The sequence below is a fragment of the Gammaproteobacteria bacterium genome (assembly GCA_024235095.1).
Taxonomy (GTDB): domain Bacteria; phylum Pseudomonadota; class Gammaproteobacteria; order Competibacterales; family Competibacteraceae; genus UBA2383.
Map to the genome: position 1 here is coordinate 379452 of JACKNC010000002.1, position 14407 is coordinate 393858.

The 14407-nt window shown below is 57.5% G+C and carries 17 protein-coding genes; 6 read left to right on the forward strand and 11 right to left on the reverse strand.

What is annotated here, in order from left to right:
• Positions 1–2 precede the first annotated feature (2 nt).
• From H6973_14775 to H6973_14795, 5 genes are all read left to right on the forward strand, one after another.
• Entirely contained in the window at positions 3–305 is a 303-nt protein-coding gene (locus H6973_14775) for a YciI family protein (protein MCP5126849.1), read from the forward strand.
• Positions 302–577 (forward strand): BolA family transcriptional regulator, encoded by a 276-nt coding sequence (locus H6973_14780; GenBank protein MCP5126850.1) that lies wholly within the window; start codon positions 302–304, stop codon positions 575–577. Before H6973_14775 ends, H6973_14780 begins: the two co-directional genes overlap by 4 nt.
• Positions 578–609: 32 nt before the next feature.
• Positions 610–1563, forward strand: a complete 954-nt coding sequence (locus H6973_14785) for a peptidylprolyl isomerase (protein ID MCP5126851.1) — start codon at positions 610–612, stop codon at positions 1561–1563.
• A 90-nt stretch (positions 1564–1653) separates the two neighbouring features.
• Complete coding sequence (locus H6973_14790; GenBank protein MCP5126852.1) at positions 1654–4890, forward strand: discoidin domain-containing protein; 3237 nt, start codon at positions 1654–1656, stop codon at positions 4888–4890.
• Positions 4891–4910: 20 nt separating this feature from the next.
• Positions 4911–5417 carry a hypothetical protein gene (locus tag H6973_14795; protein MCP5126853.1) on the forward strand — a complete coding sequence of 169 codons (507 nt, stop codon included), beginning with the start codon at positions 4911–4913 and terminating at the stop codon, positions 5415–5417.
• A 139-nt stretch (positions 5418–5556) separates the two neighbouring features.
• Here the strand turns inward: H6973_14795 and H6973_14800 are convergent, their stop codons facing one another.
• The 5 genes from H6973_14800 to H6973_14820 form a co-directional block, all read right to left on the reverse strand.
• Positions 5557–5985, reverse strand: coding sequence for a hypothetical protein (locus tag H6973_14800; GenBank protein ID MCP5126854.1), 429 nt, complete (start codon positions 5983–5985; stop codon positions 5557–5559).
• 12 nt (positions 5986–5997) lie between these two features.
• Complete coding sequence (minE, locus tag H6973_14805) at positions 5998–6297, reverse strand: cell division topological specificity factor MinE (GenBank protein MCP5126855.1); 300 nt, start codon at positions 6295–6297, stop codon at positions 5998–6000.
• 3 nt (positions 6298–6300) lie between these two features.
• Positions 6301–7113 (reverse strand): septum site-determining protein MinD, encoded by an 813-nt coding sequence (minD, locus tag H6973_14810; GenBank protein MCP5126856.1) that lies wholly within the window; start codon positions 7111–7113, stop codon positions 6301–6303.
• A gap of 77 nt (positions 7114–7190) precedes the next feature.
• Positions 7191–7904: a septum site-determining protein MinC gene (gene minC / locus H6973_14815; protein MCP5126857.1), complete on the reverse strand. Its 714-nt coding sequence runs from the start codon at positions 7902–7904 to the stop codon at positions 7191–7193.
• Positions 7905–8013: 109 nt separating this feature from the next.
• Positions 8014–8493, reverse strand: coding sequence for a peptidylprolyl isomerase (locus tag H6973_14820; protein ID MCP5126858.1), 480 nt, complete (start codon positions 8491–8493; stop codon positions 8014–8016).
• Positions 8494–8718: 225 nt separating this feature from the next.
• On the opposite strand from H6973_14820, the gene H6973_14825 reads away from it, so the two are divergent.
• Positions 8719–9255 (forward strand): C40 family peptidase, encoded by a 537-nt coding sequence (locus tag H6973_14825; GenBank protein ID MCP5126859.1) that lies wholly within the window; start codon positions 8719–8721, stop codon positions 9253–9255.
• Between the two features lie 4 nt (positions 9256–9259).
• Here H6973_14825 and H6973_14830 read toward each other — a convergent pair whose 3' ends face one another.
• The 6 genes from H6973_14830 to H6973_14855 form a co-directional block, all read right to left on the reverse strand.
• Positions 9260–9961 carry an MBL fold metallo-hydrolase gene (locus H6973_14830; protein ID MCP5126860.1) on the reverse strand — a complete coding sequence of 234 codons (702 nt, stop codon included), beginning with the start codon at positions 9959–9961 and terminating at the stop codon, positions 9260–9262.
• A complete protein-coding gene (locus H6973_14835) occupies positions 9958–10404 on the reverse strand; it encodes a YcgN family cysteine cluster protein (protein MCP5126861.1) in 447 nt (148 codons plus the stop codon). The genes H6973_14830 and H6973_14835 overlap by 4 nt, the downstream gene beginning before the upstream one ends.
• A 54-nt stretch (positions 10405–10458) precedes the next feature.
• A complete protein-coding gene (locus tag H6973_14840; protein ID MCP5126862.1) occupies positions 10459–10890 on the reverse strand; it encodes a CBS domain-containing protein in 432 nt (143 codons plus the stop codon).
• A 147-nt stretch (positions 10891–11037) separates the two neighbouring features.
• Positions 11038–12408: a UDP-N-acetylmuramate:L-alanyl-gamma-D-glutamyl-meso-diaminopimelate ligase gene (gene mpl / locus H6973_14845; protein ID MCP5126863.1), complete on the reverse strand. Its 1371-nt coding sequence runs from the start codon at positions 12406–12408 to the stop codon at positions 11038–11040.
• A 47-nt stretch (positions 12409–12455) separates the two neighbouring features.
• Positions 12456–12968: a hypothetical protein gene (locus H6973_14850; protein MCP5126864.1), complete on the reverse strand. Its 513-nt coding sequence runs from the start codon at positions 12966–12968 to the stop codon at positions 12456–12458.
• Positions 12969–13103: 135 nt separating this feature from the next.
• A complete protein-coding gene (locus tag H6973_14855; protein ID MCP5126865.1) occupies positions 13104–14189 on the reverse strand; it encodes a helix-turn-helix domain-containing protein in 1086 nt (361 codons plus the stop codon).
• Between the last annotated feature and the right edge of the window lie 218 nt (positions 14190–14407).

Here is a 14407-nt window from a genome sequence, read left to right on the forward strand (position 1 = left end):
ACATGCTCTACGCCATCCTGGGCCGCGATGCGCCTAACAGTCTTGAGCAGCGCTTGGCCGTTCGTCCCGCTCATCTGGAGCGTCTGCATCCATTGCTCGCTGAAGGCCGCCTGATTCTGGCTGGCCCCCTGCCAGCGATTGACAGTCCCGACCCCGGTCCGGCGGGCTTCCACGGCAGCCTGATGGTTGCCGAATTTGCCTCTCTCGAAGAAGCTTGCGCCTGGGCGAACGCCGATCCTTATGTTAGCGCTGGCGTGTGGACGACGATTGAAGTCTATCCTTTTCGCAAGGTGTTGCCCGCATGAGCGAGCGGGTTGCGTTAATTGAGGAACGGCTGCGGGCCGCGCTGGCGCCGGATGCGTTGGAAATCATCGACGATAGCGCAACCCACGCCGGCCATGCCGGAGCGCGCGAGGGCGGCCACTTCACTGTCCACATTGTCTCCACTGCCTTCGCGGGCAAAACCCTGATTCAGCGCCACCGTTTGGTCTATGCGGCGGTGGCCGATCTGATGCGCGGGGACATTCACGCCTTGAGCATCGCCAAGGCCCGAACCCCCGATGAAACCCGACCCTAAACCTGTAACCGAGCCTGTTCCTGGAAATGATGATGAATAAACCGAACAAACTGACCTTCCCGCTGTTGGCCTTCTCTTCGGCGCTCCTGCTGGCTGGGGCCGCACTGGCCGCTGACGACAAAAAGCCTGAAGCCGCGCCCGCTCCAGCCGCTACGGCTGCGCCTGCTGCTGCGCAACCGGTTGAGTTTAACATTCCCGATCCCGTCGCCGTGGTTAACGGTAAACCGATTTCCAAGGCGACTTTTGAACAGTACGCTCAACAGTTGCGCAATCGGGCTAAAACGGACACGCCAGAGGCCAGTAAGGCGCTCGTTGATCAATTGGTCATGGAAGAATTGCTGGTGCAGGAAGCCAATAAGGAGAAGCTGGCGGATGATCCGCAGATCAAGCAGCAGCTGGAGATCGTCAAGCGTAGCCTGTTGGCCAGCACCGTGGTGCGGCGGATGCTGAGTGAGAATGCGCCTAGCGAAGACGCTATCAAGAAGGAATATGAAACCGCCACTGCGGCGATGAAAGGTAAGGAATACAAGGCGGCCCACATCCTGGTGGATTCCGAGGACAAGGCTAAGGAAGTCATTGCCGAACTGAAAAAAGGGGGTGATTTCGCTGAGTTGGCCAAAACCAAATCCAGCGACAGTTCCGCAGCCAATGGCGGCGATCTGGGCTGGTTCACCCCAAGCATGATGGTGCCGCCCTTCGCGCAGGCGGTCGCCAAGATGGAAAAGGGCAAGTTCAGCGAGGAACCGGTGCAGACGCCCTTTGGCTGGCATGTCATCCTCCTGGAAGATACTCGCGACGCCACGCCGCCGTCACTGGATGAACTGAAACCACAGATTCAGCAGATGTTGCAAAGCAAGATGGTCAATGATTATCTGGAAAAGCTGAAGTCCGGGGCCAAGATCGAGATCAAGGAAATCCAGGTCAGCGAAGCCAAGCCGGCGGCAGCCCCGGTAGCGGCTCCAGTGGTTAAGGAAGAGAAGAAGTAGTACCTAATATCCATAAGCATAGAAGCCGGCTTGTGGGCGATAACTTGTCGAATCGCCGACAAGCCGGTTCCTACATGTGTGTATTCACCCATGCCCTCTTTCTCCACCCAGTCCGCTTTATGGCAGGCAGCTCTCCTGTCCTTGGGGCTTTACCTGACCCCTGCAATGGCCTCTCCCGATTCAATCACCGTTCCGTCTCCCGCGACTGAAACCTCTTCTCGAAAAACGCATCTCCTCGACAATTTCGAGGACTTAAGTGGCTGGAGCGTCGTGACCTCGCCCGGCGCCCGGCTGGAAATTGCGCAGGATGATGGCCTCGATGGCCGGCGGGCCATGCGCCTGGATTTCGAGTTTGCGGAAGGCGCTAGTTTCGTGATCGCTCGCAAGGTCTTCCGATTGCCGTTGCCGGAAAACTTCGTCTTTCGCTATGCCATACGCGGCGCGGCTCCACGTAGTGACATCGAATTCAAGATTGTCGATTCCCGCCAGAATGTCTGGTGGTTCAAGCAACGCGATCATGTTTTTTCCACCGACTGGCAGCCGGTCGCCGTCCGGAAACGGCATCTCCAGCGCGCCTGGGGACCCGGTGGACCGTTGGAAGAGGTTGCAGTCATCGAGTTCGCCCTGTCGGCGAATGAGCTAGGTAAAGGTTCGATTTGGATCGATGATCTGACCTTTGAGGCGCGCGAACCCTTGCATGCGTACACCCTGAATCCCACGGTGCGCGCTTCGACCTCGACCGAAGGCCATCCGCCAGCGGCAGCGCTCAATACCGATCCTGCGGCATCCTGGCGCAGCGGCGCACTTGCGGAAAATCAGTGGTTGTTACTGGACTTTCTCACGCCTCGTGAATATGGCGGATTGATCATCGACTGGGATGCCGACGACTACGCAACGGATTACCAGGTGCAGATCTCCGACGATGGCGAGCAGTGGGAGACTCGCTACACGGTGCGCGATGGCAACGGTGCGCGGGATTATCTCTACCTGCCCGATGTGGAATCCCGTTATCTGCGCCTTAACCTGGAGCGCAGCAGTCGCCGACAGGGCTACGCTATTCGCCAGGTTGCCGTGCAATCCTACGAATTTTCCACTTCACCAAACCGGTTTTTCGAAGCCATTGCTCGCGCCGCGCCGCGTGGCTGGTATCCTCGCTACTTTCAGGGCGAACAAAGCTATTGGACCGTGGTGGGGGTCAGCGGCGACGGCAAGGAAGCCTTGCTCAATGAGGATGGCGCGCTGGAAATCGACAAGAGCAGCTTCACCATTGAACCTTTCCTGTTCGCCAATGGCCGATTGATCACCTGGGCGGATGTGGAGCCGGTTCAGGACTTAGCCGAGGGTTATCTACCCATTCCCACCGTGCGCTGGGAACTCGAACACTTCTGGTTCGCTGTGACGGCCTTCGCCGCCGGCTTGCCGGAAAAGTCAGCGCTGTACGCCCGCTACCGGGTCGAGAATCTGAACACTGAAACCCGACATCTGACGCTGTTTCTGGTTGTGCGACCGTTTCAGGTCAATCCACCCTGGCAATCGCTGAATATCAGCAGCGGCGTTTCACCCATTCGCGGTCTGCATTACGCCGACCGCGTGCTCCAGGTGAATCCTTCCGGCAAGAAGATCTTCGTTCTGACAACACCGGACCGATTCCGCGCCGCCACCTTCGATCAGGGGCCGATTCTCGCAGACCTGGCGACCGGTCGTCTGCCCCGTCAGGAGCGGATTGAGGATGCGCCGTTTGGTTATGCTTCCGGGGTTTTGGAATACGGCTGGGATTTGCCGCCCGGCGAATCTCGGGAAGTCTACCTGCACATTCCCTTCCACGACCGTCCAGACCCCGCGCCCACGTTGCCGGATGCGGACGCTGCTGCAGAAGCGAATCAACTGCTGGAACAGACCCGTCGCGACTGGGCAACGCGGCTGGACCGCGTCGCGCTGGAACTGCCGCCGGTTGCTCAACGATTGGCGAACAGCATCAAAAGCAATCTGGCCTACATTCTGATCAACCGCGATGGCCCCGCGATCCAGCCCGGTTCGCGCGCTTATGCCCGCTCCTGGATCCGCGATGGCGCGTTGACCTCCGCAGCCTTGCTGGGCATGGGTTACACCGAAGAAGTGCGGCAATTTTTGCAATGGTATGCGCCTTATCAGTTCCCGGATGGCAAAGTGCCTTGCTGCGTGGACGGGCGCGGCGCTGATCCGACTGCTGAGCATGACAGTCATGGCGAGCTGATCTATGCCATTATGGAGTATTACCGCTATACCCGCGATGTCGGCTTTTTGCGCGAGATGTGGCCCCATGCGCTCAAGGCGGTCGGTTACATCGACTTCCTGCGCCAGCAACGCTCGAACGGCAAGTACCGCACCGACCCCACGTATATTCCCTACGGCGGGCTGGTTCCCGAGTCGATCAGTCACGAAGGCTACGCCAACCAGCCGCGGCATTCCTACTGGGACAATTTCTTTACTCTGCGTGGATTAAAGGACGCCGCCGCCATGGCCACGATTCTGGGCGAGGATGCGGAAGCAGAACGGATTAGCACCCTGCGCGATGCGTTTCGTCGGGATTTGTGGAACTCGCTGGACGCTACGCTGCACCTGCGCCAGATCGACTTTATTCCTGGTGCGGTAGAGTTGGGCGACTTCGATCCGACGTCAACGACCATCGCAATCGATCCGGGAGGAGAACTGGGCTGGTTGCCACAGCCAGCCCTGAATCGTACTTTTGAACGTTATCTTGAGTTTTTCGATCAGCGTCGCCAGAACCCGACCTGGGAAGCCTATACCCCTTATGAATGGCGGTCAGTGGGCACGCTAGTCCGGCTTGGTCTTCGCGACCAGGCGTTGGAAGCATTAAATTTCTTCCTGGAAGGCCAGCGCCCCGCGGCTTGGAATCACTGGGCGGAAGTGGTCTGGCGCGAACCGCGTCTCCCGCGCTTTATCGGTGACATGCCGCATACTTGGGTCGGTTCCGATTTCATTCGAGCGGTGCGCAGTCTCTTCGTTTACGAGCGCGAGATGGATCAGGCGCTGGTGATCGGCGCGGGCATTCCTGCTGCTTGGGTGGAAAGTCCGGAGGGTGTTGCGGTCAAGCGGATGCCAACCTGGCATGGCGCCCTGAATTACCGGATGGCAATGACCGATTCGAACACACTAAAGGTGCGCTTGTCCGGCGATGTCATTGCGCCGCCAGGCGGAATTATTCTGCATTCTCCAGTCGACCGCCCGTTGCAGGAGGTGACGGTCAACGGTCGGCCAATCACAACCTTCACCGATCACACGGCAACGCTGCATCAGTTCCCGGCGGATGTGGAGTTGCGTTATTAAGTATGCGAGAAGTAATAGCGATGACCGATGACAATTTAACTCGCTTCATTGCGCTGGACGGACTGGACGATAGCCGACAGGCCCTACTGGAGTTGCTGGAGAGCATGCAGCGCACCCTTTATTGGTACACGCCGCTGGTGCGTCCGGAATTGTATGATGATCCCGAGATCATCGACGCTATCCGCGCCCGGGTAGTCGAGCAGTCTAAGGTGCGGTTGCATCTGATTTTGCCGCCGGCGCAGGAATGGCGCAATGGTTGCCCTCGCCTGGCGCGATTGGGTGAGCGGTTGACTACCGCCCTGCTTCTACGCACCCCAAACCGGGAGGAAGTCCCAGCCCGATTAGAATTGAGTCAAGCTTTTGTTATTTCGGATGAACAAGCCTTGCTGCGCTTTAGCGATCCCCGCCGCTTGCTGGGCCGTTACGAGCCGCAACCCAGCGAACGTATGAAGGAACTGCTGGAATTATTCCACGCGGTTTGGAATCGCTCACAGCCCGATCCCGATTTGCGCTGGCTGGGGATTTAATCGAAGTCCGTCACTAACGCTCCAGCAACTATTGTCCGGTTCCACGGTGTGCGGCAACAGCGCATCCAGCTCGAACCAAAGGCTTTGCAGCCAGGGAACGATGTTGGGGGTGAGCGCAGGACCAGCACAGGCTGTAGAGTCATTCTCCATTTCGAGTGAAATGAACAATGCGCCGACGATCCTGCTTAGTGGGACGCCCCTCGAGTCGAGGAACGGTCATGGCGTTCAAGCGGCGCTGTTCAGCGTATTCCTCGCGTCGTTGATGGCTTTCAGCCGTTTCCTCGTACAACAGGGCCGCTTCTTTAGCCGGTCCACGCCGGTCGCTAAGTGCGCGGACTATCACAACATATTCACTGGCATCGCGCTGAATACGCAAGGTTTCGCCTGGATGAATCGCCCGGGCGGGTTTAACCCTTTGACCACCGACATGAACCCGCCCGCCATTCACGGCTTCGGTCGCCAGGGCTCGGGTTTTGAAGAATCGCGCTGCCCATAACCATTTGTCGAGGCGAACCCGAACCTCTTCGCTGGCCTCAGCCCGATGTTGATTCTTATGTGTATCGGTCACGGCGCCACCCGTCTATGCTCCACCACCATTCGGACGCGGTTGAGCCACACGCTGTTCTTCTTCCGGCAGGGTAATGTTCAACTCCAACACCTCATAGCCATCCTCACGATCCAGATGCACTTTGACCTGACTTTGATCGATAGGCACATACTTGCGCACGACCTCTAGCAGTTCCTTTTTGAGCGCTGGCAAATAGTCAGGACTGTTGCGTCGATTACCCCGCTCATGGGTCACAATGATTTGCAACCGTTCTTTGGCGAGCGCAGCGGATTTGCTGGGAGGCGCGCGGAATATCGAGTCTAGCAGTCTCATGACTCAGCTCCCGCCAAACAGACGCCGAAGAAAGCCCTTTTTTTGGGCCGAGGTAAATCGATGCGGCAGATCCTTGCCAAGAAAGCGATCCACCAGATCGCTATAGGCTGCGCCGGCTTCACTGCTGTCTTCCAGAATCACCGGAACCCCGGCATTCGAGGATTGCAAGACGGTCTGAGATTCAGGGATAACGCCTAGCAGTGGGATCCCCAAAATCTCCAGCACATCGTCCACGCTCAGCATATCGCCACGATCGGCTCGTTCCGGCGCATAGCGGGCCAGCACCAGATGCTCCTTGACCGGCTCATCGCCCTGTTCAGCACGCAGCGACCGACTGGCCAGAATGCCGAGAATCCGGTCAGAATCACGCACCGACGAGACTTCCGGATTAGTCACCACTAGCGCTTGATCAGCAAAGTACAGCGCCATCAGCGCGCCGCGCTCAATGCCTGCCGGTGAGTCGCACACAATATAATCGAATCCCACCTTAAGTTCGTTCAGCACCCGCTCCACACCTTCCTTGGTTAGCGCTTCCTTGTCGCGCGTCTGCGAAGCCGGCAGGATATACAGATTTTCCACGCGCTTGTCACGAATCAGCGCCTGATTGAGGTTAGCTTCGTTGTTGATGACATTAACAAAGTCATACACCACCCGCCGTTCGCAACCCATGATCAAATCCAGGTTGCGCAATCCCACATCGAAGTCGATGACCACAGTCCGATAGCCACGCTGAGCCAGACCGGTAGCGAAGCTTGCGCTGGTCGTTGTCTTGCCCACGCCTCCCTTGCCGGAGGTCACGACGATAATGGTTGCCAAGCGATTATCCTGCTAAGGTTGTATGCCATAATCAAATAACCGGTGAGTCTAATCCGATTTTGTTACAACGTGACTCATTAGCGGTTTAAATGTTCAATAATCAATCGGTCTTCCACCAGATGAATCTGTGCGGCCTTACTTCGGTCAGATGATTCGATCTGTTCGCTGATTCGATAGCGACCGGCGATAGAAACCAGCTCTGCCTCTAGACTTTGACAGAAAATCCGGGCCTCGGCATCGCCCCTGACGCCAGCAAGGGCGCGTCCACGCAGCACGCCATAAATATGAATATTGCCATCAGCAATCACCTCAGCCCCAGCGCTGACCGCTCCCAATACAATCAAATCACCTTCTGGCGCGTAAAACTGCTGACCCGAACGAATTGGATGATTGACGATCCGGCTGTGCATCGGCGCGGCTTCAGCTCGTTCGGTTTTTTTGCCATTGTTAGCGGCGCGACTCTCCGGTAGCACAGGCAACCCGGCCAGGCGGGCGGCGGCCTGCTGCATCGGCGTCCCATTGCGAATCCCGACCGGCACCATGCCATGCGCACGCAACAGTTCGTACAAGCCATTAAAATCCAGACCATCCGGCGAATCGGTCATCCCCTCCAGATCAATTACGACCGGAGTATTGTTGAAAAAGCTGGGGGCTTGCTTGATCTTCTCCGCCAAGTGCCGCTCGATAGCAGCTCGATCCAGTTGGAAAAGATGCAGAACCGTTAGCGTGAACAGGCTCCCTTTGAGTTCAAAGGGCGGTGCTTCCTCGCCGGCGAAATGAAAGGATCGCAGCAACATGATGGCGCGAGAGACCTCAAACTGAACGCTTAATTTTCCAGGTTTATTCTACATATCCATTCACACAAGGGAACAGTCCCCGCGCGTTGGATCAGGTGAACGCCTAATGGTCGTGGCCATGCGCATGCACATGGCGATGGGCCAATTCCTGATCAGTCGCCTGCCGCACTTCCAGCACTTCGACTTCAAAATTTAGGGTTTTGCCAGCCAATGGATGATTGGCGTCCAGCATGACGCCCTGATCGTTTGCGCTTAAGACCGTGAAATTTACGATTCCCTGGGGACCTTCGGCTTGGACGCGCATGCCGGCCTGAATATCTTCGCCCGGTGGGAACTGATCGCGCGGCGCCTCGAACACTCCTTGAGGATCGTATTCGCCGTAAGCATCCGCTGGCGGCACCCTCACGGATCCGCTGAAACCTGCTTCGCAACCCTCGAGCGCAGATTCCAGGCCCTGGATGATATGACCATGACCATGCAGATAAGCCAACGGGTCGCGCCCACGACTGGAGTCGAGTAGCAGACCATGGTCATCAGTAAGCGTGTAGTGCAATGATACGACTCTATCTTGAGTTGCCTTCATTCGTTCCTCTCGGAGGGATTGGCGAGAACGCGTGTGTTGGATTAAGGTGTTTTTACTATAGATGATCTTGTCCGTGTCCGCGCGAAAAGTATATGCCTGACTCCTGGAATATCCAGTTCTATATTTTGGCGAGATGCGAATCGCCTTCTATAATAGGCGAGGCAATACGGATGGTCACCCCTTTGGGTGTGGTGATCGACCCTGAAACCAACCGGAATAGCCCTTATGTCGATACCGCTGCATTCTAACCGCCTCTCTATTATTCTGCTGCTGCTTACCGGGCCGTTGTGGCTTGGTGGATGCGCGACCCCTTCGGTTTCTACACATGATCCTCATGCGGTAGTTCGCCAACGCATTGTTGCCACAGCGGAACGGTTGATCGGTGTGCCTTATGTCCTTGGCGGCGAATCGCCAGACGGGGTCGATTGCAGTGGTTTGGTGCAATATGCTTACCTGCAGGCGGGCATCTCGTTACCGCGCACCTCGGTGGCGCAATTCCAGGCGGCGCAACCGCAGCGTCGGGTGCTTCCGGGCGATCTCTTGTTCTTTCGCACAGGACGCAGCGGCCAAGTCTCTCATGTAGGTATCTATGCAGGCAACGGCCAAATGATTCATGCCTCCTCGAGCAGCCGAAAAGTGCGCAAGGTCAAGTTGAATCAGCGCTATTGGCGCCAGCGTATGGTCAGTGGCGCGACGTTCCTTGGCGTTGGCGACGTTCCCGTCGCGCGCCGCACATTGGTTAGCGACAAGCCGAGTGGTTAGCGGTTCAGCTCCAACGCGGTCCGAGCGACAGTAATCCGCTGGATGGCGCTTCGATGTCTCGTTCGCGACGGAGGTAATCCAGATAGGGATTGGTTTTTAATTCCTGTTCCAGCGTGGTCACTGGTCCATGTCCGCTGCATACCATTAGATGACCGGGCAGTTCCAGCAAGCGGCGAAGGCTCCGCCACATTAATTCCGGATCGCTTAGAGGAAAATCGGTGCGGCCGATGCTGCCCGCAAACAGAGTATCGCCAACAAAAACATAGGTGTCGTCGTAATAGCAACCCTGGCCAGGCGTATGACCGGGCGTGGACAGAAATTTGAAACGCAGGGGACCCACGTCAACCGTTTCCCCATCCTGCGTTTCCCGGTCGATCCGCCCACAGGGCCGATCGAAATCCGGCATCCCGAACAGTAGCGAACCTTGCTGGGGCAGGGCGTCGAACATTGGCCGCTCCAGCGCAGGCAACCAGGTGACCGCCGCGGGGAATTCCTGTTGCAGGTCCGCCAATCCTCCGGCATGATCGAAGTGGGCATGGGTCAGTAAAATCGCCTGTAGATTCGGACGCGGCGTCATACTGGCCAGGGCATGAGCCAATTGCGGCCCTTCGCCGGTATCCACCACAGCGCAGGCTCCAGTTGCCGGGTCTTCCAGCAGATAAGCGTTGACCTGGAATGAACCCAGCGTCAGACAACGGACTTTCATGGCGCTCGCTCCAAAATATGATCTTCCAAACGACGGACCCGTCGTTCCGGCGCCGCCCAGTGAATGATGCTCATGCCGGCGCGCTGCGTGGAGTGTGGATCGCCGGTTCGCAGTGGATGCCAGTCAGGCAAGGGTTGGCCCTCTGCCCGAAGGCGGTAGGCGCAGGTGGCCGGCAGCCAGCGAAGTTGTCGCACTTCGGCAGGGGTGAGTTGCACACAATCCGGAACCCAGCGGAACCGCTCGGCATAGTGGGTGCAACGACCGCTGCGCAGATCCAGCAAACGGCAAGCGACGTTGGTGTGGAACAGCTGGCCAGTTTCCTCCTCTTCCAGCTTATGCAGGCAGCATTTACCACACCCATCGCATAGCGCTTCCCATTGAGCTTTGGTCAGATCAGCGAGTGTTCTGGTTTCCCAGAAACGCTCTTCACCGGTGGTTGCCATTGATTGACGCGAAGAACCGGTGGTCATGTTCCAGTCCATGCCTCTGGAGGGGTTTCAGGCCGTGATGTATTCACGCAGCGCTTGCGCTTCCTGGGCGGTTTCCTCCAGTTTAGCCTTGACTAGGTCGCCAATGGAGACCACGCCTGTGAGTTTACCATCTTCCACCACGGGTAGATGGCGGAAACGTTTAGCCGTCATGACCGTCAATGCGGCGCTGATGGTCTCCTCGGGTTGGCCCATGGTGATATCGCAGGTCATGCAGGGCCGGATCGACATTCTGGCGAAATCGGTCCGGTTTTCGGCGCACAGGTTCAGTACGTCGCGCTCGGTGAAAATACCCGCTGGCGCGCCGCTGGCTTCCAGCACCATGACCGAACCGACCTTACGCTCGTTCATGGCGTGAATGGCGTCGGCGACGCTGGCGGTGGTGGGTACGGTGACCGGCTGGTCGCCTTTTCTCTTCAGGATTTCCTTCAGCTGCATCATGTTCGGACTTCTCCCTGGGTTGATTAATTGGGATCGACTGGCGATGGTCGATAATAATTTAGCAAAACTGTCGGTTTTCGCCCACCGATCTGATAAAAAAGCCCCGGCTTGCCGGTTTGCTGCAGGCCGGGGTTTTATTCAGGAACGCTAAATTAGCTGATGATCAAACGCTTGTAGCGCCTGAAGCAAACGTTCGTGAATGCCGCCAAAACCGCCGTTGCTCATGATCAGAACATGAGTTCCCGGTTTGGCCTGCGTCTGGATCGCCGCCAGGGTCTCATCAAGAGAGTGGCTGACTTGTCCCTTTGATCCAAGCGCTGCCCCTACCTCCGCGAGATTCCAACCCAATTCCGGCGCCTGGTAAAGCACGACCACATCGGCGACTGCCAGCGCTGGGGCGAGGCTGTCCTTGAATACACCCAGTTTCATGGTGTTGGAACGCGGCTCCAGCACGGCGATGATCGGTTCTGCGCCAACTCGGGCGCGCAATCCGGAGAGTGTAGTAGCAATAGCCGTTGGATGATGGGCAAAGTCATCGTAAACCGTGACCCCATGAACCGCGCCACGCACTTCCAGACGGCGCTTGACTCCCTGAAAACCCCGTAACGCCTCAATGGCGGTCGCGGGAGGGACGCCCGCATGGCCGGCGGCGGCGATGGCCGCCAGCCCATTGTGGATGCTGTGCATTCCCAACTGACTCCACTCTACGCGACCCTGTGACTTGCCTTGCAAGACCACATCAAAAGCACTGCCATCGGGGACAATCTCACGCGCTTCCCAGTCGCCGGTTCCGAATCGTTGTACCGGGGTCCAGCAACCCATGGCCAGCACCTCGGCCAGATGAGCGTCCTGGCCATGGGTGACGATGAGTCCGGCGCCAGGCACCGTGCGCAGTAGATGGTGAAACTGCCGCTGGATCGCCGCCAGATCGGGGAAAATATCGGCGTGATCGAACTCCAGGTTGTTAAGAATCAGGGTGCGTGGTCGGTAATGCACAAACTTCGAGCGCTTGTCGAAGAATGCCGTATCGTACTCGTCCGCTTCGACAACAAAGAAAGAGGCTTGACCCAACCGCGCCGAGACGTTGAAGTTGGCGGGAATGCCGCCAATGAGAAAGCCTGGCTCCAGCCCGGCGTATTCAAGAATCCAGGCCAGCAGGCTGCTAGTCGTGGTTTTGCCGTGGGTGCCAGCGACCGCCAGGACTTTCCGGCCTTGTAATACATGCTCCGCCAGCCAGGCCGGTCCAGATGTATAGGGCCACCCCTGGTTTAGCAGTTCCTCGATAATCGGCCGTCCCCGGCTCATGACATTGCCGACTACGACGGCATCCGGTCTGAATTCGGTCAGCTGCCCGGGATCGTAGCCTTCTCGCAACGCAATGCCGGCTTCCGCCAGTTGAGTGCTCATGGGTGGATAAACGCCGGCATCGCAACCGGATACGGTGTGTCCCGCGGCGCGGGCCAGCAGGGCGATTCCGGCCATGAAGGTCCCACAGATGCCCAGGATGTGAATATGCATTACGGAAAAATCTCGCTGTCCGGGTTGATAACGTCGCAAAGACCTGTTCAACCGGCTTCCGGGCCGATCCAGCCGGTCAAGGTCCACGACAGGAAGGTATAGCCCAACGCATATAACGCGCCAATCCAGATCGAGGTCTCGAAAGCGTAGCGCAGGATGTGAGCCATGATGGCGATGCTCCAGACCATGAGCACCAGCAACAGCAACAAAGGCAGTTGGGTATCGCCGTCCGGTTGCTGATGGACGATCCAACTCATCAGTGGTAGGGCCAGCAATCCTATCAGCGCGCCCGCGCCGGTCAGGGCGCTCAGCGTTTGCTCAAAGCGTCGAGGGCGTCGATACAGTATTAATGCTAAATACAGTAATCCGCTGAGCAGCACTAAATCCAGCAGAATTTGCAGGAGCGCGACCGGAACGGGAGTGCTGAGAATTAGGACCACCAGACCGGATAAGCCATAGGCCAGCAGACACATTTTGAGCAACGCCACCGAGAAAGGCACATGTTGCGGACCTTTACGGAACAGACAGATATCCAGGAACAGGTTGAACAAGGCTTGCATGGAAAATTAACGATGAATGGCAGATAGCATGAAATTACCTGGTAGTCACAACTTTAACAAGACATGACGAGGGTTAAGGTTGTTATGTCGGCTAACGGGCTGTTTTGGAATTGTCGCATATTCGGGTGGTGTCCCTCAGTTTACGTGATGAGCATCGTCGAGTGCGGGGAACAAGTGTTTGATGGTTTCCAAGGTATTCAGAAACGGTGCGGGTACCCGAAAGCCCAGCAACTCCGCCGTGGTCCAGATATGATCGGTCATCCCCGCCGCCATGGCCGGCGTGACAGGCCGCCATTTACGGGGCGATCCGTTGCCTCGGGTCGGTTCCGGGGTGGGCAATTCCTCACGCAGGCTCAGGTGGGGCAAGCAGAAATGGTAGTAAGCCAACGACAGCCACACCTGCTTTTCCATCCACGACCGTTGCTTGGAAAACGCGGTCGTCTTGCGAGCCAACCGCCGATTGTGTTCGCGCCAGGCCAGGTTATCCCGCTCCACAAAGCTCGTGTTGATCGTCGTGCTGGTGGCGGATGCGGCCAATCGCGCCTGAAGCTCGTCCGCGCTTCCCCAGACCCTCTTACGGGTCACCTCGACCACCCGTCCTTTTTCACGTCGCTTAACCACTTGAGCATACAGCAAATTCGGCGGTGGGCGGCACCGTGGGGCCGGATATCGTCCTCGCGTCCCTTGGCGCTCGGGCTGATACCATTCCCCATAGGCATGGAGCAAGGCGCTGGGATAGCCCGGCCATTGGTCGCTAGTAAAGAAGGGGACGTGATCGTCGGTCACATACACCACGCGCTCCAGGAGCAGGTTCGCCTGAGCCTGCGTGCGCTGGCCCACGACAAACCCTACCACCAGGCGCCATTCGGGCGCAAAGGCGACCCACACCCAAGCATCGCCATCCGTCTCGCACCATTGCTGCGCCATCGGCAGATTCTGGTCCTTGGTATGGACAAAGCTCCACAATTCATCCAGTTGACACTCGGTCACCGTCAGCTCGCGCCAATGGGACAAAACCACCAAACGACATTGCTGGGCGGCCCGAGTCAACCACGCACAAACCGTATCCTTGTCGATCTGGACGATTCGTGCCGTACCCTGGATGGAATTTCCCTCCGCCAACGCCCGCATCGCCAGTTCGAAAACGGCGGGGTCGGCCTCGAGGTCAAAATACGCAGTTCCGTACGTCAAGGACACTCTCCTCCCGCACGAACGACACAACGCCTGCTTTTTCCCGTGACTGGAACCATTTTTGACCAACAACCCTTGACCAAAGGGCCGACCGTAGTGGTGACAGGAACGATTGGGGCAGTAGAGCGTTTCCCACTTCATAAGATCCCCGGTCAGTGATTAACACCACAATCACAATGAGGATACATGTTGTCGTCGTCACTGGCTTAGCTCATCACGTAAACTGAGGGACACCACCCATATTCGGA